This is a genomic window from Myxococcus sp. CA051A, assembly GCF_013336705.1.
GTDB lineage: Bacteria > Myxococcota > Myxococcia > Myxococcales > Myxococcaceae > Myxococcus > Myxococcus llanfairpwllgwyngyllgogerychwyrndrobwllllantysiliogogogochensis.
Map to the genome: position 1 here is coordinate 192,062 of NZ_JABUMS010000003.1, position 24,907 is coordinate 216,968.

General features: G+C 69.2%; 20 protein-coding genes and 1 riboswitch. Of the genes, 10 read left to right on the forward strand and 10 right to left on the reverse strand.

Annotated features, from left to right (window positions below):
* Positions 1–70 precede the first annotated feature (70 nt).
* The gene (locus HUA74_RS10780) at positions 71–1,834 is read right to left on the reverse strand and encodes a M14 family zinc carboxypeptidase (protein ID WP_174454493.1); all 1,764 of its coding nucleotides are present in this window, start codon (positions 1,832–1,834) and stop codon (positions 71–73) included.
* Positions 1,835–1,865: 31 nt separating this feature from the next.
* Entirely contained in the window at positions 1,866–2,801 is a 936-nt protein-coding gene (locus tag HUA74_RS10785; RefSeq protein ID WP_174454494.1) for an MBL fold metallo-hydrolase, read from the reverse strand.
* A 96-nt stretch (positions 2,802–2,897) separates the two neighbouring features.
* Between HUA74_RS10785 and HUA74_RS10790 the strand changes: the two genes are divergently transcribed.
* Positions 2,898–3,857 (forward strand): alpha/beta fold hydrolase, encoded by a 960-nt coding sequence (locus tag HUA74_RS10790; RefSeq protein WP_174454495.1) that lies wholly within the window; start codon positions 2,898–2,900, stop codon positions 3,855–3,857.
* Positions 3,858–4,466: 609 nt separating this feature from the next.
* Positions 4,467–4,610: a hypothetical protein gene (locus HUA74_RS10795; RefSeq protein WP_174454496.1), complete on the forward strand. Its 144-nt coding sequence runs from the start codon at positions 4,467–4,469 to the stop codon at positions 4,608–4,610.
* A gap of 143 nt (positions 4,611–4,753) precedes the next feature.
* Here the strand turns inward: HUA74_RS10795 and HUA74_RS10800 are convergent, their stop codons facing one another.
* Positions 4,754–4,957, reverse strand: a complete 204-nt coding sequence (locus HUA74_RS10800; RefSeq protein WP_174454497.1) for a hypothetical protein — start codon at positions 4,955–4,957, stop codon at positions 4,754–4,756.
* 158 nt (positions 4,958–5,115) lie between these two features.
* Here HUA74_RS10800 and HUA74_RS10805 point away from each other — a divergent pair, with 158 nt between their 5' ends.
* Positions 5,116–6,576, forward strand: coding sequence for an ATP-binding protein (locus HUA74_RS10805; protein WP_141644698.1), 1,461 nt, complete (start codon positions 5,116–5,118; stop codon positions 6,574–6,576).
* Positions 6,573–7,997, forward strand: coding sequence for a sigma-54 dependent transcriptional regulator (locus HUA74_RS10810; protein ID WP_174454498.1), 1,425 nt, complete (start codon positions 6,573–6,575; stop codon positions 7,995–7,997). The genes HUA74_RS10805 and HUA74_RS10810 overlap by 4 nt, the downstream gene beginning before the upstream one ends.
* A gap of 90 nt (positions 7,998–8,087) precedes the next feature.
* Here HUA74_RS10810 and HUA74_RS10815 read toward each other — a convergent pair whose 3' ends face one another.
* The 7 genes from HUA74_RS10815 to thrA all read right to left on the reverse strand — a co-directional run bounded on the left by HUA74_RS10815 (position 8,088) and on the right by thrA (position 16,616).
* Positions 8,088–8,936 (reverse strand): MetQ/NlpA family ABC transporter substrate-binding protein, encoded by an 849-nt coding sequence (locus HUA74_RS10815; protein ID WP_174454499.1) that lies wholly within the window; start codon positions 8,934–8,936, stop codon positions 8,088–8,090.
* Positions 8,937–8,991: 55 nt separating this feature from the next.
* Entirely contained in the window at positions 8,992–9,672 is a 681-nt protein-coding gene (locus HUA74_RS10820; protein WP_174454500.1) for a methionine ABC transporter permease, read from the reverse strand.
* Entirely contained in the window at positions 9,662–10,663 is a 1,002-nt protein-coding gene (locus HUA74_RS10825; protein WP_174454501.1) for a methionine ABC transporter ATP-binding protein, read from the reverse strand. Before HUA74_RS10825 ends, HUA74_RS10820 begins: the two co-directional genes overlap by 11 nt.
* The gene (gene cysK, locus HUA74_RS10830) at positions 10,660–11,628 is read right to left on the reverse strand and encodes a cysteine synthase A (protein WP_174454502.1); all 969 of its coding nucleotides are present in this window, start codon (positions 11,626–11,628) and stop codon (positions 10,660–10,662) included. Before cysK ends, HUA74_RS10825 begins: the two co-directional genes overlap by 4 nt.
* A 258-nt stretch (positions 11,629–11,886) precedes the next feature.
* Positions 11,887–13,044 (reverse strand): PLP-dependent aspartate aminotransferase family protein, encoded by a 1,158-nt coding sequence (locus HUA74_RS10835; RefSeq protein ID WP_141644704.1) that lies wholly within the window; start codon positions 13,042–13,044, stop codon positions 11,887–11,889.
* The gene (locus tag HUA74_RS10840) at positions 12,956–14,083 is read right to left on the reverse strand and encodes a PLP-dependent aspartate aminotransferase family protein (protein ID WP_174454503.1); all 1,128 of its coding nucleotides are present in this window, start codon (positions 14,081–14,083) and stop codon (positions 12,956–12,958) included. Before HUA74_RS10840 ends, HUA74_RS10835 begins: the two co-directional genes overlap by 89 nt.
* A gap of 31 nt (positions 14,084–14,114) precedes the next feature.
* On the reverse strand, positions 14,115–16,616 hold the full coding sequence (gene thrA, locus HUA74_RS10845; protein WP_174454504.1) for a bifunctional aspartate kinase/homoserine dehydrogenase I: 2,502 nt from the start codon (positions 16,614–16,616) through the stop codon (positions 14,115–14,117).
* A 299-nt stretch (positions 16,617–16,915) separates the two neighbouring features.
* A riboswitch (SAM-I-IV-variant riboswitch) is annotated at positions 16,916–17,036 on the reverse strand.
* A 68-nt stretch (positions 17,037–17,104) separates the two neighbouring features.
* Here thrA and HUA74_RS10850 point away from each other — a divergent pair.
* The 6 genes from HUA74_RS10850 (at position 17,105) to HUA74_RS10875 (ending at position 24,878) form a co-directional block, all read left to right on the forward strand.
* Positions 17,105–17,776 carry a TIGR02269 family lipoprotein gene (locus tag HUA74_RS10850; protein WP_174454505.1) on the forward strand — a complete coding sequence of 224 codons (672 nt, stop codon included), beginning with the start codon at positions 17,105–17,107 and terminating at the stop codon, positions 17,774–17,776.
* Positions 17,773–18,495 (forward strand): double-CXXCG motif protein, encoded by a 723-nt coding sequence (locus HUA74_RS10855; RefSeq protein WP_371817223.1) that lies wholly within the window; start codon positions 17,773–17,775, stop codon positions 18,493–18,495. Before HUA74_RS10850 ends, HUA74_RS10855 begins: the two co-directional genes overlap by 4 nt.
* 146 nt (positions 18,496–18,641) lie before the next feature.
* Positions 18,642–19,886, forward strand: coding sequence for a TolC family protein (locus tag HUA74_RS10860; protein WP_174454507.1), 1,245 nt, complete (start codon positions 18,642–18,644; stop codon positions 19,884–19,886).
* Between the two features lie 83 nt (positions 19,887–19,969).
* A complete protein-coding gene (locus HUA74_RS10865) occupies positions 19,970–20,521 on the forward strand; it encodes a hypothetical protein (RefSeq protein ID WP_174454508.1) in 552 nt (183 codons plus the stop codon).
* Entirely contained in the window at positions 20,518–21,705 is a 1,188-nt protein-coding gene (locus HUA74_RS10870; RefSeq protein WP_174454509.1) for an efflux RND transporter periplasmic adaptor subunit, read from the forward strand. Before HUA74_RS10865 ends, HUA74_RS10870 begins: the two co-directional genes overlap by 4 nt.
* A complete protein-coding gene (locus tag HUA74_RS10875; RefSeq protein ID WP_174454510.1) occupies positions 21,705–24,878 on the forward strand; it encodes an efflux RND transporter permease subunit in 3,174 nt (1,057 codons plus the stop codon). Before HUA74_RS10870 ends, HUA74_RS10875 begins: the two co-directional genes overlap by 1 nt.
* Positions 24,879–24,907 lie beyond the last annotated feature (29 nt).

Below are 24,907 nucleotides of genomic sequence, written 5' to 3' on the forward strand. Positions count from 1 at the left end.
TGAAGAAGGCCCCGGTGGCGACGTGCCTCCGGGGCCTTCGTGTTTCTGGGGACTCAGCGGTGGTGACGCGCTACCGGCCCGCGGTGAGGCCCGTGGGCGCGGTGGCCGTGCGGAGGATGGGGTAGACGCGGTGCTGGGTGTCGCGAGCGGGGTGGCGCTCGTAGAAGAACCGCAGACGCGCGCGCGGGTCCTTGGCGAAGGCGGGGTCCTTGAGCTTCGCGTCCCACTCGGCCTTCACGGTGGCGTCCCTGGCGAGCAGCTCCCGCGCGAAGGGCTCCAGCACGTAGTCCTCGATGTATTCCTTCTGCTCGAAGTGGGCGTTGAAGAAGCCCCACGCCAGGAGCGAGTCCGGCGCGGAGGGCTCCAGCAGGTGGGCCACCATCTCCACACCCGGCTGCGCGGTGGGGACGTACAGCGCGCCGGCGGAAAGTGACTGCGTCTGCTTCTCCCACGCGCCCTTCACAGACAGCGTCTGACGGCCCTCGTTGGACTGGGGACTCCACTTCGCCTCGGTGGCGCGGAACACCTCCACGTCGGTGGCGGGCGTCGGGCGGGACAGGCGCTGGAAGCGCAGGCCGTGGGTGGTGAGCTTCTGGGCCACCCAGGCGGCATGGGACGGCGGCACCAGGTAGCCGCCCGAGGGGATGGAGACGGTGAGGGCGGGCTCCACCTTGTCGAAGTACGGCACGGTCCACACCTGCGGCTTGGAGTCGTCGTAGCGAATCCACGTCTGCCCGGAGACGTCGGAGGCGCCGCGCTCATAGGCGTAGCCTCGGAAGGCGATGGGGTGGCTCTGCGGCGTGTTCTTCCACGCGACGACGACGTCGCGCACCTTGCCGGACTGGGCCTCCGCGTCGGCCGCCTTCACGGCGCTCATCATCCCGGCGCCATCGCGGGCGACGAGGCGCAGGAGGCCCGCGACGACGTCGCGCGTGGCCTTCACGCGCTCGGCATAGGGCTTCCACGAGTGCGTCTCCACGAGCACGCCGAACCGGTGGTACGCGGCGGCGTAGGCGTGGCTGAAGCGCGGGGGCGGCACGCCGTAGGCGAAGCCGGACGTCGGGTCATCGTCCTGGAGGAACGAGGGGTAGAACTCCAGGGGCTGGTGGCCTTGCGTCTCCAGTTCCTGGAACAGCTCCTGGCGCAGCTTCACGCCGAGGGGGCGCAGGCTCTCCGGGCCGGACTTCTGCGGCTCGATGCCGACGGCGACGTCGGGCTCGAACTTGGCGCCGTCGGTGACGTGCAGGTCCGCGTAGACGAGCGCGTCCCAGGAGTGGAGGTAGCGCAGCAGGGCCACCATCTCCGGGCTCTCCGCCTTGGCGTAGTCGCGGTTGAGGTTGAGGTTCTGCGAGGTGACGCGCCAGCCCATCTCCTCGGGGCCCACCTGGTTGGGGCGGTTGTTGTGACCGAAGCGCTCGTGGCCGTCGACGTTGAAGACGGGGACGAAGACGGCGGTGACGCCCTTGAGGACACCCGGCAGCGTCTTGCCGGAGAGGATGTCTCGCAAGAGCGCGAAGCCGGCGTCCTTGCCGTCGATTTCGCCGGCGTGGATGCCGCCCTGGAAGAAGACGACGGGGCGATTCTTCTTCGAGTTGGCGGCGGGGGTGAGCGTGCCGTCGGCGCTGGCGACGAGGGCGAGCATGGGCCGGCCCTCGGGCGTGGTGCCGAACGTGTCGCAGCGCACCTTGCCGGGGTAGGCCTTGGGGAAGGCGCGGCAGAGCGACTCCACCTCGGGGTAGCGGCCGGTGCGTGTCCAGCCGCTCTGCTCGGACACGGTGGTGAGAGGCGGTGGAGCCTGGGCGAGCGCCAGGGAGAGGGCGGTGGCGAGGAGCATGGCCAACCCACAACACAGGCTCCCGTGGGTTTCAACCGCCTCGCACGGTGAGCGTTCCACCCACCGGTAGGACGTGGACGTGCTCGTGCGGCCAGCCTCGGCGGTTCCACTCGGCGTCCAGGCGGCGGGGCGGTTCGTCGAGCGGCTCGTCGGTGAGCTTGAACGTGCCCCAGTGCATGGCGAGGAACTCCCGGGCTCCGAGTGCCTCGAAGGCGCGGACGGCCTCTTCGGGGTTCATGTGCTGGCGGCTCATGAACCACTCCGGGTCATACGCGCCAATGGGGAGCAGGGCGGCGTCGAGCTTGGGAAAGCGGCGGCCGATTTCCTGGAAGCCATCGAACCAGGCGGTGTCACCGGAGTGGTAGACGCGGGCGCTGGAGCCCTCGACGACGAAGCCGCCCCAGAGCATCTCGTTGGCGTCGTTGAGGCCGCGTCGGCTCCAGTGTTGCGAGGGGACGTAGTGGACGGTGACGGGGCCCACCTGGGTGGATTGCCACCAGTCCAGTTCGGTGACGGCGAGCTTGCCGCCCCGGAACACGGGGGACTGTCCCAGGCCCGTGACGATGGGAGCGCCCACGTCGGTGAGCGTGGGCAGGTCCAGGTGGTCGTAATGGTTGTGGGAGACGAGGCTCGCGGCGATGGGAGGCAGCTTGTCGACGGGGACGCCGGGCGGGACGTTGCGGCGGATGACGACGTTGATGGCGTCGCGCAGCACGGGGTCGATGAGAAGGGAGAGGCCGTCGAGCTGGACGAGCCAGCTTGCGTGGCCCAGCCATGTGAGGCGCGCGCCCTCGCCGGGGGCGGGCGGTGTGGCGAGCAGGGCGAGGTCCGGCTCCACGCGAGGGACGGGTGCATGGTCGGGCGACTTGCGGCGGCGGCCGGAGAGCTTGTCGGCCACTGCCCATTTGAAGACGCTGCTGAACGGCTGAGGGCCGCTGCCGTCCAGGTTCTTGAAGCGCAAGGCCATGATGCGTGCTCCTCGAAGGACACCGGAGCGCGGAGCTCCGAGCGTCTGTCATGCTCGCGGGACGGTGCGGTTCGCAAGGGGAATGGAGCCCCTACCATGGTCGACATCACACATCGCATGCTCGAGACGAACGGGATTCGCCTTCATGTCGCGGAGGCGGGGAAGGGGCCACTCGTGCTGTTGCTCCATGGGTGGCCGGAGTCCTGGTACTCGTGGCGGCATCAGCTTCCGGTGCTCGCCGCCGCCGGCTACCACGTCGTCGCGCCGGACGTTCGAGGTTATGGGCGCAGTGACAAGCCGGGGCCCGTCGAGGCGTACAGCATGCGGAACCTGGTGGCGGACTTCGTGGGGCTGCTGGATGCGCTCGGGGAGAAGACGGCGGTGGTGGTGGGGCACGACTGGGGCGCGGCGATGGCGTGGACCTGTGCCGCGCTTCATCCGGACCGCTTCAGGGCCGTTGTCGGCATGAGTGTTCCGCATCTGGGGCGTACGCCGATGCCGCCCACGCAGCTCTTCAAGGCCGTGTTCGGTGAGAAGTGGTTCTACATCCAGTACTTCCAGCAGCCGGGTGTCGCGGAGGCGGAGCTGGAGGCGGATGTGCCGCGGACGGTGCGCACTGTTCTGGCGGGCTCCGTCGCGGGCTTCGACACGAAGTCGGAGTTGGTGCGCGCGAGGAAGCAGGGGGACGGGTTTCTCACGGGCATCGAGACGCCCGCGACCTTGCCCGCCTGGCTCACGGAGGAGGATGTCGCGTACTTCGTGAAGGAGTTCGAGGGCAGTGGGTTCCGGGGTGGGTTGAACCGTTATCGCAACATGGACCGGGACTGGGAGGAGCTGCCCGAGCTGGCGACGGTGCGAATCGAGCAGCCCGCGTTGTTCATCACGGGAGAGAAGGACCCGGGGCGCGCGCTGGCGCCGGTGGAGGTGATGAAGCCGCTGGTGCCGAATCTGAAGGACGTGCTCGTTGTTCCTGGAGCGGGGCACTGGGTTCAGCAGGAGCGTCCCGCGGAGGTCAACGCCGCGTTGTTGTCGTTCTTGAAGTCGCTGCCCGCGTGACGTCGCGGTGGGGCGGGTCTGTCACCAGTCGGGGTGACAGACCCAGGGACTGGAGGGACGGCGCTGGAAGCAGCGGTATCCGTCGTCACAGGTGTTGGGGCCCTTGGGGTCGCAGGGCTGCTCGCAGGCCCATCCGTCACAGACGCGGCCGTCGAGGCAGGGTGGGAAGTCCTTGCCACAGCGCAGCTCGCACTCGGACCAGATGCGGTCGGGTAGATGGGACGCGTGGATGAACTCGCACGTCTGGCCCGAAGGGCAGGGGGTTTGTTGGCACTGTGGGCCGAACACCCTGGCGCACGCGGAGGCGCCTTCTTCGTGGCGGATGCAGTGCTGTCCCGCTGGGCAGCCGCTCTTCTCGCAGGTGGGGAGGCAGAGCGGTTCTGGGTAGTCGTCCACACAGAAGAACTGAGGCGGACAGGTGTTGGCGTCATCCAGACTGCACGGTCGTCCGCAGAAGCTTCCTGCGCTGGAGCAATGCAGTCCGGGGCCGCAGGCGCCTTCCTGGGTGTCGGAGATCTCCACGCATCGCTCGCCTTCCTTGCGAATGCCCACGGGCACGCAATAGCGCACCACGGGGTCTTGTCTCGCGGTGGCGAGGAGTCGACAGACATGGCCATCTGGGCACTGCGCATCGGTGAAGCACTGGCTGTCCGCGCAATAGAGCGCGCGAGCGCGCGCATCGAAGAGGCAACCCAGTGGTGGATCGCACCCAACGCGTGTGCCGCAGTTTCGATGGTAGGTCTGGAACCGTGAGCGTTCTTCTGGCGTGAATACAGGACTGACTTGCCGGCCTCTGACGTACTCGGGAAGGTTCGGTTGCAGGAGGCTGCTCGTCGTGAGGACAAGGGGTAGCGGTATCAACAACGCGATGCCTGCCCCCAGCATCGTTCGCACGTTCATTGCTCGCCGCACCTTTGGATGCACGTTTCGCTTTGCTCGCGGCCGCCGTCGCAATAGCGCGTGTAATCGTCCACCGAGCATTTCGTGGGAATGCTCTCCAAGGCATCCTGATGCGCGGCCCGGTCCACGAGGCCGTCACGCCGGTGCACCTCGGGGCAGCCCATGACGGCGCAGGACAGCGCACAGACCCAGAAGGTCATCCACGGCATCGCTGTGTCCCCCCGACAGAGGAAACGACACAGGCATTCTACCGAAGGTAGGAAGTCGCGGAGACAACCTGGTTGATGGGGCGAGTGAGACTGTGCACGCGCCGACATCGCTCACCCACATAGCCCCGCACTCCCTTATATAGAGCGCGATGCTTCCCACCTCCGGCTCCACGACTCGCAAGCTGCTGCTCGCCTTCGGTGCTCTGGTGGCGCTGTTCACCGCCGCATCGGGCTTCGCGCTTGCTCGGCTGGCGGACATCCACGACGCCTCGCACGAGCTGCGTGAGGCCGGCGGCCGGGTCCGCGAGGCACTCGAGCTGGCCACCGCCGTACGAGACCAGTACGCGCATCTGGCCCACACCATCATCCTCGGCAACGCCAGCCACGTTCACTTCCACGAGGAGTCGCGAGCACGCGTCGAGACGCTCACCCGCCGGCTCCGAGAGCAGGCTCAGGACGCCGAGGAGCGCGCCTGGGTGGCGGACATCCAGGAGAACGGTGACGCGCTGGACCGGCTGTATCGCGAGACACTCCTGCCCGCCGTGCTGGCGAAGGACCACGCCGCCGTCACCACCGCCCACGGCCGCGCCCTGGAGCGCGTCTCCCTCATCCAGGCCCGCGCCGAGGCCCTGGCGCGCCGCTTCGACACTTCCATCGGCTCGTTCGAGGAACACGTCGCCGCCGTCGAGCACACCAGCTTCCGCTGGGCCCTGCTCTTCCTCGGAGGCGCGACGCTGTTCGCCGTGGGCGTGGGCATCTACATCGGCAACTCCGTGGCCCGCCCCGTGGCTCGACTGTCCGAAGGCGCTGCTCGACTCGCCCAGGGCGACCTGGACACGCGCATCCCCGAGGACGACCCGGGAGAACTCGGCCGACTCGCCGCGCAGTTCAACCGGATGACCGATGCCCTGCGCACGCACCAGGCCCAGCTCGTTCAACACGAGAAGCTCGCCAGCGTCGGCCGACTGGCGGCGGGCGTCGCCCACGAAATCAACAACCCGCTCGGCGTCATCCTCGGCTATGTGCGCATCCTCCAACGCAAGGCGGAGGGTGCCCTGGCGGAAGACCTGAAAGTGGTGGAGGAGGAGGCCGTGCGCTGCCAGCAGATTGTCGAAGGGCTCCTCGACCTCTCCCGCCCGGGCCAGGGCCCGGTGGAAATAGTCCCCCTGCGCGAGACGTGTGAGGACGTGGTGGCGAGGCTGCGCGAAGCAGAGAGACTCGGACAAGTGGACGTGCGCGTGGAGGGCTCGGCGAGCGCGTGGGCCCAGCCGTCGCGGCTGCGCCAGATTCTCCTCAACCTGGTGAAGAACGCCGCCGAGGCCGCCGGAACCGGTGGCACCGTCGAGGTCCGAATCGCGCCCGCGAAGGACGGCGGCGCGAGCGTCTCCGTCTCCGACTCCGGCCCCGGTGTGAAGCCCGAGGACCGCCGCCGCCTCTTCGAGCCCTTCTTCACCACCAAGTCCACGGGCACGGGCCTGGGGCTCGCCGTGAGTCAGGCCATCGCGGAGGCACACGGCGGACGCATCGAGGCGGACACGGGCCCGCTGGGAGGCGCGCGCTTCACGCTGCGCCTGCCCCCCGCGTCGGCGGAGCGGGAGGCCATGGCATGAGCACTCCAACCCAACCCGGCGTCCTGGTGGTCGACGACAAGGAGAACATGCGCAAGCTGTTCTCCCGCATCCTCGGAGACGCCTACGCCGTGACGGAGGCCGCCGATGGCGAGCAGGCCATGTCGCTGCTGGCCTCGCGCGACTTCGACGTGGTGGTGACGGACATCCAGATGCCCGGCGCTGACGGCTTCGCGGTGCTGCGCGAAGTGAAGCGCCGCGCGCCCGACACGGAGGTGATTCTCGTCACCGCGTTCGCCAGCATCCCCAAGGCCGTCGAGGCCATCAAGGAAGGCGCCTACGACTACCTCTCCAAGCCGTTCGACCCCGACGAGGTCGCGCTCGTCGTGGCACGTGCGTTGGAGAAGCGACGCCAGGGCCGAGAGGCCGCGGGACTGAAAGCCCGGCTCGCGTCGGCCCCCGAGCTCCACGGGTTGCTGGGCGGAAGCGCGGCGATGCACGCCCTGCACGGCCTGCTCTCCCAGGTCGCGGCGAGAGACCTCACCGTCCTGCTCACAGGCGAGACAGGCACGGGCAAGGAGCTGGCCGCGAGGGCCGTCCACAAGGAGAGCCCTCGCGCCGCGAAGCCCTTCGTGGCGGTGAACTGTGGCGCGCTCCCCGCGGAGTTGGTGGAGAGCGAGCTGTTCGGCCACGCGAAGGGCGCCTTCACGGGCGCCACGGTGGCGAAGCCCGGACTCTTCGAGGAGGCCCACGGCGGCACGCTCTTCCTCGACGAGATTGGAGACCTGCCGCTGCCCGTGCAGGTGAAGCTCAACCGGGCCCTCCAGGAGAAGGAAGTCCGGCGCGTGGGCACCACCGTGCCGGTGAAGGTGGACGTCCGCGTGGTGGCCGCCACGCACCGTGACTTGTCCGCCGAGGTGGCCGCCGGTCGCTTCCGCGAGGATCTCTACTATCGCCTCAACGTGGTGACGGTGCGACTGCCCGCGCTGCGAGAGCGACGTGAGGACGTCCCATTGCTCGCGATGCATTTCCTGTCTGGCGCGGGACGGTCTGAAGTGGAGAGCTTCACCGCCGAGGCCCTGCGCGCGCTCGCGTCCTACGACTGGCCTGGCAACGTGCGACAGCTCGAGAACGCCGTGGCGCGAGCCGTGGCCGTGGCCCGAGGTACGCGCATCACCCCAGAGGACCTCCCTCCCGAGGTGGCCACGTCACGCGGTGTCACCTCGGGCGCCACGGCTCCGGGAGTGAGGGCCACCGCCGAATCCCTGGCGAAGCTGCCCTACCGCGAAGCGGTGGACGGCGCCCGAGACACGGTGTCCCGCGAGTACCTCACCGCGCTGATGCAGGAGTTCAGCGGCAACGTCACCCACGCCGCCGAACGCGCCGGAATGGAGCGCGAGAGCCTCCACCGGTTGCTCAAGCGCTACGGAGTGCGCTCGGAGGACTTCAAGCGCTCCGAGTGACGAGCGTCTCAGAACGCCGGTACCACCAGGCCTCCGCGGGATGCGGCACTGCTCTCCGCCTGAAGCGCCCTGCGCGGCGAACCGCGCGACTCAGAACGCCGGAACCACCGCGCCGCCGTACTGGGACTCGATGAAGCGGCGCACCTCTCCGGACTGAAGCGCCTTGAGCAGCACCCGGACCTCGGGGCGGGACTCGTCGCCCTTCCGGACGACGAGCACATTCGCATAGGGATTGCGCGTGGAGGACTCGCGAGCCAGCACCTTCGCGTCCAGCTTCAGGTGCTTCTGCGCCTCCAGGAAGTAGTTGCCGTTGATGACGGCGGCGGCCACGTCCTCCAGCGTGCGCGGCTGCTGCTCGGCGTCGATCTCCCGCAGCTCCAGCTTGCGAGGGTTGCCCACCACGTCCTGCACCGTGGCGACGGCGCCCGCGCCCTCCTTCAGCCGCAACAGGCCCTGGTCCGCGAGCAGATGCAGCGCGCGAGACGCGTTGCTCGGGTCTGACGGAATCGTCACCTGCGCGCCCTCGGGCAACTCCGCGAGCTGACGGAACTTCGTCGAGTACAGCGCCAGCGGCTCCAGGTGCACCGCGCCCGCGCTGCGCAGGGAGAGCTGACGGTCCGCGGAGAAGCGCTCCAGATACGGCACATGCTGGAAGTAGTTGGCGTCGAGCTGTCCATCCGCCAGGGCCACGTTGGGCTGCACGTAGTCGGTGAACTCCACCACCTCGATGCGCACGCCGTCACGCAGGGCCACGGGTACCGCGGCGCGAAGAATCTCGCCATGCGGCACCGGGTTGACGCCGATTCTCAGCGTGGGCACTCCGGGCGCCTCGCCGATGGCGGGAGCCTCCGACTTCTTGCAGCCCGTTCCCACGAGCAGCGCAATGGAGACGGCGGCGAAGGCCAGGGGGATGATGAAAAATGATGCAGGTGGCTTCATGGGGTGTGGATTCCGGAGGAGAGGCCGCGGGCAACAGCGTGACCGGGGGGATATTTCAGTCGTGCGCGCGGCGGGAGTGGGGCGAGGTGTGGTCGAAGCGCGAAGCCACGCCATCCCCAAGCCACTGCACGAGCTGCACCAGCGCCAGCAACACGGCGAGGCAGCCCAACATGACGTCGGTGCGGAAGCGCATGTACCCGTACTTCACCGCGAGGTCTCCCAGCCCACCTCCGCCCACGGCTCCCGCCATGGCGCTGTAGCCGAGCAGGCTGATAACCACGAGCGCGGTACCGCGCACGAGAGATGGCAGGGCCTCGGGAATCAGGACGCGGAAGATGACGCGCCGGTGGGTGGAGCCCATGGCGATGGCGGCCTCCACCAAGCCGGAGTCCACCTCGCGCAGCCCCTGCTCCACCACGCGCCCCATGAAGGGAATCGCCGCGACGACCAGCGGAACGATGGCGGCGGTGGTGCCAATCGTGGTGCCCACCAGCAGGCGAGTCAGGGGGACGATGGCCACCATCAAGATGATGAAGGGCACCGAGCGCCCCACGTTGACGAGCGTGCCCAGCACGCGGTGCAGCGCCGGGCGCTCCCACAGTCCGCCCCGGTCCGTCAGCACCAGCAGCACGCCCAGGGGCAGCCCCGCGAGCACCACCAACACCGTGGCCACCGACGTCATGTAGAGCGTCTCCAGCGTGGCCACCCACAGCGAATGCGTCAGCTCACCAGGCATGGGCCGCCTCCTCCGACGTCAAACCCTGCTCGCGCAGGAACGCCAGGGCCTGGCTCACCGCGTCCGGAGCACCCGTGAGCTCGAAGAGCAGCCGCCCCACGCGCGCCTCGCCCACGCGCTCCAGCGAGCCCTCCAGCAGATGCGCGTCCACGTCGAAGCGACGCGCCAGGGTGGAGAGGATGGGACGCGTGGAGTGCTCGCCCGACAGTGACAGCTCCACGCGCTGACCGCCCCGAAGGACGGCGCTCTCGCCCGTCGTGAAGGGTGGGTAGCACAGCCCATGCAGATGCGAGCCCGGACGGGAGAGCAGCTCCACCACCTTGCCTTGCTCCACGAGCCGTCCCTGCTCCAGCACGGCCACCGAGTCGCAGATGGCCTTCACCACCTCCATCTGATGGGTGATGAGCAGGATGGTGAGGCCGAGCTGTCGGTTCAAATCCCGGAGCAACGCCAGCACCGAGCGCGTCGTCTCCGGGTCCAACGACGACGTCGCCTCGTCGGACAGCAAGATGCGAGGACGCGGCGCCAGGGCGCGGGCAATGCCCACCCGCTGCTTCTGCCCACCCGACAACCGCGCCGGGTAGGTGTCCGCCTTGTCCGACAGGCCCACCAGCGAGAGCAGCTCCGCGACGCGCGCGCGAATCTGCTCGCGTGGCAGCCCCGCCACCTCCAGCGGATACGCGACGTTGGCCGCCACCGTCTGCGAGGAGAACAGGTTGAAGTGCTGGAAGATCATCCCGATGCCCTGCCGCGCCAGACGCAGCTCATCGGGATTCAGCGACAGCAGCTCCTTCCCATTCACCCGCACGCGGCCCTGGGTGGGACGCTCCAGGAGGTTGACGCAGCGGATGAGCGTGGACTTGCCGGCGCCGCTCTGCCCGAGCACGCCGAACACTTCTCCTGGGTCCACCCGCAGCGACACGTCCTGGAGCGCCGACACCTCGCGCCCGCCCTGCCTGTACACCTTGCTGATACCGCGCAGCTCAATCATCCACCGACTCCCTGCGGTGTGTTCGCCAGCTCTTCGGCGAACGCCGCGAACGAACTCCAGTACCGCTCACCGGTGTCGGGCAGCACGGTGAGCACCGTCTTGCCGGGGCCCAGTCGCCGCGCCACCTGCCGGGCCGCGTGCAGCGCCGCGCCACTGGAGATGCCCACGAGCAGACCCTCCCGGCTCGCCAGTTCCCGCGCGGCGAGGTACGCGTCGACATCCGCGACGTCGATGACCTCGTCACAGACGGAGCGGTCCAGCACCTCCGGCACGAAGTTGGCGCCAATGCCCTGGATGCGATGCGGCCCCGCCTTGCCCTGGGTGAGCAGGGGCGAGCGCAGCGGCTCCACGGCGATGACCTGCAGGGACGGGTTCTCCTTCTTGAGCACGCTGCCCGCGCCCGTAATCGTGCCGCCCGTGCCGATGCCCGCCACGAAGGCGTCGAGCTTGCGCACGTCCAGGTCTCCGAGAATCTCCTTCGCCGTGGTGCGCCGGTGAATCTCCGGGTTGGACGGGTTGCGGAACTGCTGCGGCATGAAGCCCTTGTCGCCCAGCTCCTTGATGAGCTCGTCGGCCGCCTCGACGGCGCCGTTCATTCCCTTGGCCGCGGGCGTCAGCACCAGCTCCGCGCCATAGGCCTCCAGGATGCGGCGGCGCTCCACGCTCATGCTCTCCGGCATGGTGAGGATGATGCGGTAGCCCTTCACCGCGGCGACCATGGCCAGGGCCACGCCGGTGTTGCCGCTGGTGGGCTCGACAATCGTCATGCCCGGACGCAGGCGGCCCTTGTTCTCCGCGTCCTCAATCATCGCCAGACCGATGCGGTCCTTCACGCTGCCACCGGGATTGAAGGACTCGACTTTCGCCAGCAGCGTGGCCGCGTCAGGGCCTCCGACGCGCGACAGGCGGATGATGGGCGTGCGGCCAATGAGCTGCGTCACGTCGGGGTAGATGTTGTTGGGCATCCGCGTCTCGGGGTTGGGGCCGGGACTTCGATGCAGCGCCCCGGCGTGTGGGGAAAATGGAACGGCCCGTCTCCAGGTTTCTGGGGGGACGGGCCGGACACGCCTGCGCGCGAAAGACGCTCAGTACGCTCGAACGGACGGACCCGTCGTGACGCGGCAACACATGCCGCGACAACAGGACCCGAACGGAGCGACGAAGCAGAGCATCGGCTTCAGGACGTAACCAATCCGCCGGAGACTGTCAACCCGACCTCCCTTTCACGCGGCCTCCTTCAAGGCCCGGCCCAGCGCGAGCGCGAGGTCCGCTTGCAGGTCCTCCAGGTCCTCCAGACCCACGGAGAAGCGGATGAGGCTGTCGGTGATTCCCCGTCGCTCGCGCTCGGCGGCGGGCACGGAGGCATGCGAGTGCCTCGCCGGCACGGTGATGATGCTCTCCACCGCGCCCAGCGACACGCCGAGCAGCGGCAGCCGCAGCGAGTCCACGAACGTTGCCGCCATCGAGTCGTGGGCGAGTCGGAAGGACACCACAGCGCCGGTGCCTGGATAGAAGACCTCTCGAATCTCCGGCCTGCCTCCGAGCCAGCGAGCGAGCGCCCCGGCCGTGCGCACCTGCCGCTCCATGCGGACCTGCAGCGTCTTGATGCCGCGCTGAAGCAGGAAGCAGTCCTGCGGCCCAAGCACCGCGCCCACCGCGTTCTGGAGGAAGTAGACCTCCTTCGCCAGCTCCGGCGTCCGCACCGCCACGGTACCCGCGATGATGTCGCTGTGTCCGCCCAGGTACTTGGTGGCGGAGTGGATGACGATGTCCGCGCCCTCGGTGAGCGGACGCGAGAGGTAGGGGGATAGGAAGGTGTTGTCCACGATGAGCAGCGCGCCGTACGTCCGCGCGAGGATGGACATGGCGGTGACGTCGGTGCGCCGCAGGAAGGGATTGCTCACCGTCTCGACGAGGAGCCCCTTCGTGTTGGGGCGGAACGCGGCGCGCACCGCGTCCGTGTCCGAGGTGTCCACGAAGGTGGCTTTGAGTCCAAAGCGGCTGAACACCCGGGTGAGCACGCGGTACGTGCCGCCGTAACAGTCGTCGGTGACGACCAGGTGGTCCCCCGCGCTGAAGAGCATCAGCACCGTGGACAGCGCGGCCATGCCGGAGCCGAAGGCGAACGCCCCGGCGCCCTCGTCCAGACTCGCGAGCACGCCCTCCAGCGCCTTGCGCGTGGGGTTGCCGGAGCGCGCGTAGTCGAACTCGCCGGAGTGCTCCAGACCCGGCTGGTCGAACATGGAGACCTGGTAGATGGGCACCGCGGCGGCGCCCGTCACCGGGTCGACTTCATGACCCGTGTGCAGCAGTCGGGTGGCGAAGTTCGACGGGCTGGGAGCGCCCTTCGAGCGCCTGGGCCAAATCGGAGATGATGTCATGGCAGTCCTCGATACCCACGGAGAGGCGAAGCAATCGGTCGGTGATGCCAAGCTGTTCCCTGCGCGCGACGGGGATGTCGGCGTGGGTCTGCGTGGCGGGGAAGGTGATGAGCGTCTCGACGCCGCCCAGGGACTCGGCGAAGAGGCAGATGCGCACGGCGGCGAGCACCTGGGGCACCAGGGCCGCGTCGGTGACGTCGAAGGAGAGCATCCCGCCCGAGCCCGGGTAGTAGACGCGCTCCACCTGGGGGTGGCTCGACAGGAACGCGGCCACCTCGCGAGCGTTCGACTGGTGGCGCTCCATGCGCAGCGCGAGCGTCTTGAGCCCGCGAATCACGAGGTAGGAGTCCTGCGGCCCGAGGATGGCGCCGATGCCGTTCTGGACGAAGGCGAGCCGTTCGCCCACCGCCGCGTCCTTCACCACGAGCGCTCCGGCGACGACGTCGTTGTGTCCGGCCAGATACTTCGTCGCGCTGTGGACGACGATGTCCGCGCCCAGCTCCAGCGGGCGCTGGAGGAACGGTGTGTTGAAGGTGTTGTCCACGATGAGGAGCGCGCCCGCCTTCCGGGCGACGTCCGCGAGCGCGGACAGGTCCGCCGTCTTCATCAGCGGGTTGGTGGGCGACTCCACCAGCAGAGCCTTGGTGTTGGGGCGCAGCGCCGCGCGCACCGCGTCCAGCCGCGTGGTGTCCACGAAGGTGTGGGGGATGTGGAGCAGCTTGTCCACCAGTCGGAACGTTCCGCCGTAGAGGTCCTCGGTGAGGACCAGGTGGTCCTCGGGGCCGAGGAGCTGGAGCGCGCAGTGCAGCGCGGCCATGCCGGAGGAGAAGGCGAGGCCCCGGCTGCCGCCTTCGAGGCCCGCGAGCGCGTCCTCGAGCGCGGCGCGGGTGGGGTTCTTCGTGCGCGAGTAGTCGTACCCGGTGGACTGCCCGAGCGCGGGGTGTTGGTAGGTGGCGGAATGGTAGATGGGCACCGCGACCGCGCCGGTGGTCGGGTCTCTGCGTGTGCCGGCGTGGACGAGGGCGGTGGCGAGTTTCATGACGTGGCTCCAGTTTCCGGGTGGACGGGGCTCAGCGGCCCCGAAGCGTCTGGGAGACGCGGAGAATATCGGCGAGCACGCCCGACGCCGTGACAGCGCCCCCCGCGCCCGCGCCTCGCACGGTGAGGGGGAACTCGCTGTGTCGCGTGGTGGTGAAGGAGACGAAGGACTCGGAGCCGCGCAGGTCCGCGGCCGGCTGGCCCGCTTCGACGGCGGTGAGTCCCACGCGGATGACGGGCGCGTCGGTGCCCAGCCGCGTCGGGTCGATGCGCGCCAGGTAGCGCAGCACCGTGCCGGACTGTCGGCAGCGCTCCACCTTCTGTGTGTACTCCGCGTCGAGTGCGCGGAGGCTTCGCAGATAGGACTCGGGGGAATCGCCCGCGTCCGAGGGCTCCGGGACGAAGGGCTCCAGGGCGACGTCGGAGAGTGACAGCGACAGGCCCAGCTCCCTGGCGAGGATGAGCGCCTTGCGTGCCACGTCCGCGCCGGACAGGTCCTCGCGCGGGTCCGACTCGGTGAAGCCGCGCTCGCGGGCCGTGCGGACGGCCGTGGACAAAGGGACGCCGGCCGTCAGCTCGTTGCAGATGAAGCCCACGCTGCCGGAGAGGGACGCGGTGATGAGGCGCACGGTGTCGCCGGTGCGCACCAGGTTGGCGAGCGTGTCGATGACGGGGAGGCTGGAGGCTACCGTCGTCTCGTAGTGGTACGCGACGTGGTGACGGCGTGCCTCGGCGAGCAGGGCCTCGCGCTCGTTCCAGGGCAGGGCGAGCGGTTTCTTGTTGGCGGCCACGACGTGGATGCTCCGACGGAACGCCTCCGTGTAGAGCGAGGCCACATCGCCGTCCGCCGTGCAGTCGACGAGGATGGGCACGGGCAGCCGGCGCAGTTCGTCCAGCAGCGGCGCCAGTGCGCGCGTGCCCGGCTCACCTCGGACGACGCGAGCGAGCTGCTCCTCGATTCCGTCCAGGGAAAGGCCGGCCGGGTCGAACAGGGTGTGTCGGCTGTCGGCGATTCCGACGACGCGCAGCGCGATGCCGTGGCGCTGGCGGAGCTGTTCCTGCTGGGCGCGAAGCTGCGCGAGGAGCTGACCTCCCACGGTGCCCTTGCCGAGCAGGAAGAGGCTGACTTGTTGATGGGCGAGGTTGAAGGCGGCGTGTGTCGTACGCACCGCGATGGCGGTGTCCTCCGCGTCCACCACGCAGGAGATGGAGCGCGAGCTGGCGCCTTGTGCGCTGGCTCGCACGCCGACGCCGACCGCGCCCAGAGCGCTGAAGAAGCGGCCGGCCACATTGACGCCGTGGCCCATCGCCTCGGCCACCAGGGTGACGAGCGTCACCGGCTCGCGGACGCCGAGCGGCTCCACCTCACGGCGCGCCAGCTCCTGCGCGAGCTCTGCTTCCAGGGCGTTGCGGGCGCGCTGCGCATCGGGTCGGGGGACGACGAGGGCGATGGACTGGCCGTTGGCGGACTGGGCGGTCATCCACACCGTGACGCGGGCGGCGCGCAGCGCGGAGAGGGCGCGCTCGCCGAGCTGGAACTGGTCGGAGAGCTTGCGCACCTCGATTCCCAGCAGGGCCAGGTCCTCGCGCGTGGCGATGCACGTGGGGCGCTGCCCGTCGCGCGAGCCGATGGCGTCGATGAGCGTGCCCGGGTGGTCCGGGTGCATGGTGTTGCGGATGCGCAGGGAGATGCCGGCCTCGATGAGGGGAATCATCGTGCGCGGGTGCAGCATGCGGACGCCGACGGCGGCCAGCTCCAGGCCCTCGCCATGGGTGAGGTGCGCCACGGGGTACGCGTCGCTGACGAGGTCCGGGTCGGCGGTGTGCAGCCCGAGCACGTCGGTCCACACGGTGACTTCAGAGGCTCCCAGTCCCTGCGCCACCAGGGCCGCCGTGTAGTCGGAGCCGTTGCGGCCCAGGGTGGTGGTGCGTCCGTCCAGCGTCGCGGCGATGAAGCCGGGGATGATGGGGACGGTGGTTCCCCACTCGGCGGTGGCTGACTGGAGGCGCTCGCGGGTCCGCGTCACATCCACGCGCGCGGTGCCGAAGGTGTCGTCCGTCACGAGCAGCAGGCGGGCGTCGCGAAAGTGAGCCTCGGTGCCCGCGGCCCTGAGCAACTCGGCGAGGAGGGTGGCGGAGATGAGCTCACCGAAGGAGAGGACCTTGTCCTTGGAAGGCGGGGAACACTCGCGGGTGAGGGAGATGCCCTGGAGGAGTTGCTGGAGTGGGGCGAGGAGCTGGTCGACGCGCGCGGCGAGCGTGGTGGACTGCGCGGGGTGGAGCGCGGCGGCGTTCGTCTTGGCGAGGTGGGCGATGCGGGCCACCACGGTGAGCGAGCCCTCCAGCTCGCCTCGGGTGGCGAGGTCGGCGGCCTCCAGGAGCCAGTCGGTGGTGTCGCCCATCGCGGAGACGACGACGGCGAGCGGGCCCGTGCGGGAGTGTTTGCCAATCAGCTCGATGACCTGACGCAGCCGGCGGGGTGAGCCCACGGAGGAGCCGCCGAACTTCATCACCCGAAAGGAATTGCTGCTCATCTGCGAACCTCGAACGAGGGCCGTGGCCCTGAAGACATGAGAGGGCGCGAGGCCGCGCTGTCGACACACGTCGAGCGAGCGCGGCGCCTGGGCGCCGACGAAGGAAGGAAAGGGAATGGGAGCGGAGTGGGAGCGCTAGCCGACGTGTAGCGGCCCGCGCATTCGCGGGACGGTGACGTGGCGGGCGCGGCGCATTCGAGCGCTCTCGCGGCGGGGGCGCTGCGTGGCGCGAGGGGATGCGGCGGAGGTGGATGGAACCACGGAGGTCCTCTCTCACCGAAGCTGAGGAGTTGCCTCGCTTCGGACGCTTGGTTTGCCCGTGGAGCACCTGCTCCCTGAGCCGCATCGTTTGGACACCTTGGAGGTCCGTCTCCAGGTTGTCGGGCCACCGCCGAAGCGGTACCGCTCTTGATGCTGCACGCGAGATAAACGGGATGCGGGGCCTTGTCAATCCCTCGCAGCGCGACTGCGGCTAGGTTTCGCCAGATATGCCGCTCATTCGCGACTCATTGTGGTTGCTGGTTGCCGCGCACTTGCTGGCTTGCTCCACCGCGCAGCACGTTCCTGACCCTCATGAGGTGGGTGGGACGGAAGTGGAGTGTTCCGCTCCGAGTTTGGACCGGTGTGTCGCGCTCCTGTGCCTGGGGGACATGTGCGGTTTCTATCGGTGTGAGGATGTGGCCAGTGACTTCGAACTCGCGCGCTTTCCTCCGTCACGTCCGCCAGCGGCGGCAGCGGCTCCCGGGATGGGGCCTCGACGGAACTGGGGCGGTGCCCAGCAACTCCCCAAGGGCGCCGTCATGGTCTTCCCGAATTGGAATGGTGCCCCCGAACGCGTCATCCCACCGTCCCATCAGCTCCCTCGGGGCCGGTTCGAGAAACACCACATATTCCCCCAGGCGGAAGATCTGGCGCGGTGGTTCGAGCGCCAGGGTCTCAAGATTCACGACTACACCATGCCCATTCCTCGAGACCTCCACAGAAGGATTCACGAAGGAGGACCCTCGGGAGGAGCTTGGAACAACGCCTGGCGGGAGTTCATCCGGAGCAACGACGATGCGCGGCCCGAGGAGATCTTCAAGCACGCAGGGGAGCTCATCTATCGATTCCAGCTCATGGGAGGTCCCATTCAGCCCTACCATTCCAGGCCGGGAGCGTGATGCGCGTCTTCGAACTCAGGTGGGACAAGTCACTCTGGCCTCGCTTTAACGGAGGCCTCAACGCCGCGCACAGGTGGGGGCTTCCTGGCGCGCACTGCACGATGTGTGGTGCGACCTGGAGTTCCTCGGGACACCAGTATCCGGCGGTCGACCTGTCCGGACTGCCAGACCAGGATGAGTTCTTGAAGGCCCGGCCCGAACCCTTCCCTGAGTTCGCACGTCTCCGAGAACGAGTGAGGCCGCTGGCACCGTCGACCGCGACGTTGCCTCCTGGAACGGCATTCGGCCCGCTGGTGGGGACTGCTTCTGGCAGGTTCGCAGCCTTCGCCTGGTTGGGCGACAGCTTGCTGCTGGTTCGGAGTGAAGTGCTGGAGCCGCTTCAAGCGGAGGGCGTGCGCGGACTCGTGGACTGCCGAACAGAGCTTCGCTTCCGTCAACAAGAACCCCTAGCGTTGCTGGAGCTTCAGATCGAACCACGCGGACGGCTGCACCCGGATTGTCTTCCTCCGGATTTGCCTCCGCCGTGTTCGACTTGCGGACGGGTCGGGCTCCGGCTGCCAGAGGAGCCCATCCTCGACGCCGCGACCTTGCCCCTGGACCGTGACCTCTTCAGGGTGGGCGACTTCGCCACGGTGATTGTGGGAACCGAGCGGTTCATGGAGGCGGTGCATCGGTTGGCCTTGGAAGGAATCTCCTTTCGCGAGCTGCCGACGCGCTGAGCAGGTCGCCCCACTGGGAGCGCTGGTCGCTCGGGCCCATCACAGTGTGATGGACATGGTCACACCTGGTGCGGCCTCACTTGTGCCCAACTTGTTGGAATCCTTGGCCTTCGGGTTGGGTACGCGACTTGCGTTGGGACGTGGACATGTTGCTCGTGCCCGCTGCCCTGTCGCTCGTGCTGGCTGCCTCGCCCCTGGAGGCGTGGCCGCTGGCGCGCGTGGCGTCGGAGGCCGTGGCTCGAAGTCCCGAGGTCGCGGCGGCACGCGCCGAGGAAGAAGGTGCCGAGGGAACTCGCGCAGCGGACGGCCGCTGGCTTCGAAACAATCCCTCCCTCGAGGTCGCGGTCGTCAGTGATGCCCTCACGGGCGCACAAGGTGAGCAGCGCACGGAAGTCGTGCTGAGCCAGATGCTGGAGGTCGCTGGACAGCGCGGCCTGAGACTGGACCGCGCGAGGTCTGCTCAAGAGGCGGCGCGTGCGCGGCGTCAGGCCGCGATGCTGAGCGCTTCGTCAGGTGCGGTGGATGCGGCGGTGGAGTTGGAGCGGCGCGAAGCTCGCTCCTCCCTGGCTCGCGAGGCGCTGGAGCTGACCCGGGAGATGGAGACCGCCACGGTGCGCCGCTTCGCCGCGGGTGACGTGTCGGAGCTGGAACGCAATGCCGCGACCTTGGAGCGAGCCCGCGCGGAGGCTCGGGTCGCACAGGCCCACGCGGAGGCGCAGGCGGCTCGCGTCGAACTGAATCGGAGACTGGGCCGCCCGGCGGACGCGCCGCTCACGGTCGCCCTCCTCGACTCGGCGACGGACACCCTGCCGTCGGAGCTGACGGGCGAACAGCCGACCCTGGTGGCCGCGCGCGCGGAGGTGACGGCGGCGGGCTCCGAGGTGGACCTGCTGCGCCGCGAGCGCATCCCCAATCCCACGCTGTCCCTGGGCTACGAGCGTGAACGTCGGCCGGAAGCCCACGGTGCCTTCACGGACCTGCACACCGAACACCTGCTCATCGCCCGACTGTCGGTGCCGCTGCCGTTGTGGGACCGCAACCAGGGCGAGCTGGCGCAGGCTCGGGCTCGACACAAGGTGCGTGAGTCGGAGCGCATCGCGCGAGCGCGTGAGGTGGAGTCAGAGCAGGCCGTGGCACGCACGACGTTCGAGGCCGCGCGAGCCGCGCACACGGCCTTGATGTCGGTGCGTCCTTCGGTGGACCGAAATCTGGAATTGGTGCGCCGTGCCTACGAGGCGGGGCAACTGGGACTGGACTCGTTGTTGCTCGCCAGGGACCGGTCCTTCGCCGCCTCGGCGGACGCGGTGGACGCGGCGGCGGCGCTGGCACGTGCGCGCACGGCCTTGCTGCGCTCGGTGGGACGGATGCCTACGGGCGAGGTGCCGGAATGAGGACCGATGAACGGCTCGGGTTCGCGACCCAGATGCGGCGAGAAGCAGGGACGAGCCGCTCTGCTTCCGCACGAGGTGTCGCGATGAGGGCAGCGCGGTGGTGGGTGTTGATGGCCTGCATGTCGCTGCCAGCCCTGGCGCATGAGGGCGCGGCCCACGGAGACACCGCCACCGCGTCCGTGCCGGGTGAGGCCTGGCATGTCCTCTCCGCCACGGGAGAGGTGTTCGAGGTGGTGCTCAAGCACCCGGAGCATTCAGAGGCGGCGAAGACGCCTGTTCGCCTGTGGGTCGCGGACGTGGAGACGAACGCGCCGGTGAGCAGCGCCCATCTGGAACTCACCCTCACCGGGTCGACCGTGCAGACGCTGGCGCCGAAGCTGGAGTCCCCCGGCGTCTACGTGGCCGACGCGGAGCTGCTACCCGGAGCGGAGCTGGCGGCGGTGGTCACTGTGACTCGTGGCAACGACCTGGACGTGCTGGCGCTGGGGACGGTGCATCTGTCCTCGGAACACGACGCCACCGATGCCGGCCCTGGCTTGCGCGGGCCCCTGGGCTGGCGTGCCACGGGTGGCATCGTCCTGTTGCTGGTGGCGGGTGCGTGGTGGATGAACCGACACAAGAAGGTGCGGCCATGAGCGGGTCTGCTATCTCCCTCACTGCTCGTGGGATGCTGTCGCTCACGCTGCTCCTCACGAGTCCCCTCGTCCTGGCGCACGCTGGTGAGCAACACGGGAAGCCCGCTGCGGCGCAGCAGCCCATTGTCGCTGGCGCCTCCTTCACCGTGCCGAAGGAAACACAGTTCCTGCTGGAAGTCCGGACGCAGCGAGCGGCGGTGCGCTCCCTGGAGTCGCGGCTGGTGACCCCGGGAAAGGTGGTGCCGCGCACGGACCGCTTCGCACAGGTGTCCGCGCCCGTGTCGGGAAGGGTGCTCGCCGCGAATGGCACCGTGCCGCTCGTGGGCCAGCGCGTGAAGCGCGGTGAGGTGCTCGCGCTGGTGCAGCAGAGCCTGTCCACGTCGGAGTCCACGGGGCTGTCGACCAGTCACTTCCAGGCCGAAGCGGAGGCCGTACGCGCGCAGGCGGCCCTGGAGCAGGCCCGTCGGGATTTGACGCGCCTGGAGTCCCTTCAGGGCGTGGTGGCGGAGAAGGAAGTCCAACAGGCGCGGCTCGCGGTGAACACCGCCGAACAGGAGTGGAGCCGAGCGAAGTCCGCGCGAGACGTGCTCGCGGGCGCACGACAGGGTCAGGGCACCGCGCGCTTCTCGCTCGTCTCGCCCATCGACGGAGTGCTGGTGGAGGCCCGCGCATCCGTGGGCGAGCAGGTGGACCCGTCTCGCGCCCTCTTCGCGGTGTTGGACTCTTCCGTCCTCTGGGTGGAGGCGCGGGTCTTCGAAGGAGATGTGTCGCGCGCGGAGGGCACCACGGGCGCGCTGGTGACCACGCCCGCCTACGCGGGCCAGCACTTCCCCGCGCGGCCCTACCACGTGGGGCAGATGGTGGACGAGTCGACGCGCAGCGTGCGCGTGCTGTTCGAGGTCGACAACCGCGACGGTCGACTGCGGCCGGGCATGTTCGTGGATGTGGCCCTCGGAGAAGGTGGCCAGAAGGACGCGCTGGCGGTGCCGAAGGACGCGGTGGTGGAGGAGGAAGGGCGGACCTTCGTCTTCGTCCACACCGCGCCAGAGGCCTTCGAGCTGAGGCCCGTGGTGCTGGGTGGCAGTGACGGCGCGTGGCGCGCCGTGCTCAAGGGCTTGCAGGCCGGTGAGCGGGTCGTGGTGACCGGGGTGGCGGCATTGAGGTTGGCCAGGGGAGGGCGGTAGTGCTCGACCACGTCATCCTGTTCTCGCTGCGCCACCGCCTGTTCGTCGTGCTGGCGGCCGTGGCGGTGCTGCTCTACGGCGGCTGGGCCGTCACGCGTCTGCCCGTGGACGTGTTCCCGGACCTCAACCGTCCCACCGTGACGGTGATGACCGAAGCGGGCGGCCTGTCTCCCGAAGAGGTGGAGACCCTCATCACCACGCCCATCGAGACGGCGATGAACGGCGCGCCGGGCGTGCAGCGCGTGCGCTCGTCCTCGGGCGTGGGTCTGTCCATCGTCTACGTGGAGTTCGATTGGGGCACGGACATCTACCTGGACCGACAGCTCGTCTCCGAGCGACTCCAGGTGGCGAGCGAGCGACTGCCGCGTGACGTGGCGCCCCACCTGACGCCCGTGTCCTCCATCATGGGAGAAATCCTCCTGCTCGGCGTGCAGAGCGAGGAAGGCCGCACGTCACCGCTGGAGCTGCGCTCCCTGGCGGACTGGGTGCTGCGTCAGCGGCTCCTCACCATTCCGGGCATCGCGCAGGTGACGGTGCTGGGCGGCGGGGTGAAGCAGTTCCAGGTGCGCGTGGCACCGGAGAAGTTGCTGTCATTCGGTCTCACCTTCGAGGACGTGGAGCGCGCGGCGGGACTCTCGCAGGGCAACACCACGGGCGGCTTCGTGGACCAGGGTGGGCGTGAGTACCTGGTCCGCAACCTCGCGCGCAGCGCCTCCGTGGAGGACCTGCGCGGGACGGTGGTGGCGGTGCGCGAGGGCGTGCCCGTGCGACTCTCCCAGGTCGCGGAAGTGGACGTGGGGCCCGCGGTGAAGCGCGGTGACGGCGGAATGAATGGGCGGCCCGCGGTCATTCTCGCCGTGCAGAAGCAGCCCGGCGCGAGCACCCTGGCGCTCACGGAGCAGGTGGACGCGGCGGTGAAGGACCTCCGGCTCACGCTGCCCGACGACGTGCGGGTGGAGACACTCTTCCGACAGGCGGACTTCATCCAGGCCGCTGTCGGCAACGTGGTGGAGGCGCTGCGAGACGGCGCGCTCCTCGTCGTGGTCGTGCTGTTCCTCTTCCTCGTCAACCTGCGCACCACGGCGATAACGCTCACCGCGATTCCCCTGTCGTTCGTCATCACCGCGCTGGTGATGAACGCGTTTGGCCTGTCCATCAACACGCTGACGCTCGGCGGACTGGCCGTGGCCGTGGGCGAGCTGGTGGACGATGCCATCGTCGATGTGGAGAACGTCTATCGACGCCTGCGGGAGAACCGCGCGAAGGACACGCCGGAGCCCGCGCTCCGCGTCATCTACCGCGCCTCCGCCGAGGTGCGAGGCTCCATCGTCTTCGCCACCCTCATCGTGGTCCTGGTGTTCCTCCCGCTGTTCGCCCTGGGTGGCATCGAGGGACGACTCTTCGCGCCGCTCGGCGTGGCCTATGTGGTGTCCATCCTCGCCTCGCTGCTCGTGTCCCTCACCGTGACCCCGGCGATGTGCGCGTACCTGTTGCCGCGGGGCCGCTTGCTGGAGCATGGCGACGGAGCGCTGGTGCGGTGGTTGAAGGCGCGAGCGCGGCGAGTGCTCGACGTGGCCCTGGGCCACCCGAAGCCCGTGCTGGTGGGCGCGACGCTGCTGGTGCTCGCCGCCGTGGCGGTGGTGCCCTTCCTGGGCCGCTCCTTCCTTCCGCCGTTCAACGAGGGCACCGCGACGGTGAATGTGCTGGCGCCTCCGGGCACCTCGTTGGAGGAGTCCAACCGCTTCGGGTTGCTCGCCGAGCGGCTCATCGCCTCCGTGCCGGAAGTGAAGACGGTGGGGCGACGCACGGGCCGCGCCGAGCAGGACGAGCACGCGGAGGGCGTGCACTACTCGGAGCTGGATGTGGACTTCAAGGAAGGGGGCCGGCCTCGCGACGTGGTGCTGGCCGACCTCCGCGAGCGACTGGCGGTGCTGCCCGGCCTCTCCGTGTCCGTGGGGCAGCCCATCTCCCACCGCCTGGACCATCTGCTGTCGGGCATCCGCGCGCAGGTGGCGGTGAAGCTCTTCGGCCAGGACCTGGATGCGCTGCGGAGCAAGGCGGAAGAGGTCCGCGCGGTCATGGCCCAGGTGCCCGGCGTCGTGGACCTCCAGGTGGAACAGCAGACGTTGATTCCCCAGCTCCAGGTGCGCCTGAAGCGCGAGGAGTCGGCGCGGCTGGGCGTGCAGCCGGGGGCCATGGCGGAGCAGCTCGAGAAGGCGTTCAACGGCGTGGTGGTGGGGCAGGTGCTGGAGGGACAGCGCACCTTCGACGTGCTGGTGCGGTACGAGGAACGCGCGCGCGTGGACGCGGAGGCTTTTCGCCGGGCGCTGGTCGACACGCCGTCCGGCGCGCGCGTGCCCGTGGCCGCGATCGCCGACGTGGTGGAGTCACGGGGCCCCAATGTCATCCACCATGACCACCTCCAGCGGCGCGTGGTCATCATGGCCAACGTGGCCGGGCGTGATTTGGGCGGCGCCGTGGAAGAGGTCCGCGAGCGCGTGGCCGCGAGTGTGACGCTTCCGACCGGGACCTTCCTCTCCTACGAGGGGCAGTTCGAGAGCCAGCAGTCCGCCACGCGGCTCATCGCCTTGCTGTCGCTGCTGTCGCTCGCGGGCATGTTCCTGGTGCTGTACGCCCACTTCCGCTCGGTGCGACTGGTGGCGCAGGTGATGCTCAACATCCCGCTCGCGTTGGTGGGCAGCGTGACGGCGGTGGTGCTCACCGGCCAACCGCTGTCGGTGGCGACGCTGGTGGGCTTTGTCACCCTGTGCGGCATCGCCAGTCGGAACACCATCATGCTCATCTCGCACTACCTCCACCTCGTGGAGCAGGAGGGCGAGGTGTTCAGTCGCGAGCTGGTGCTGCGCGGCTCGCTGGAGCGACTGGTGCCGGTGTTGATGACGGCGCTCACGGCGGGGCTGGCCCTGGTGCCACTGGCGCTCGCCTCGGGGGCGCCGGGCAAGGAAATCCTGCACCCGGTGGCGACCGTCATCCTCGGCGGGCTCATCAGCTCCACGCTGCTGGACCTGCTCGTCACCCCGGCTGTGTTCTACCGCTTCGGGCGTCCGGCCCTGGAGCGTTACCTGGCGCGCAAGGCCGCGGCGCGCGCCGAAGATGACCTGACGCTCCCCGGGCCGAAGCCCGAGGGAGAGCGACTCGCGAGCGCGGGCTGATGACCGGGCCTCGCGTGGCATTGGATTCA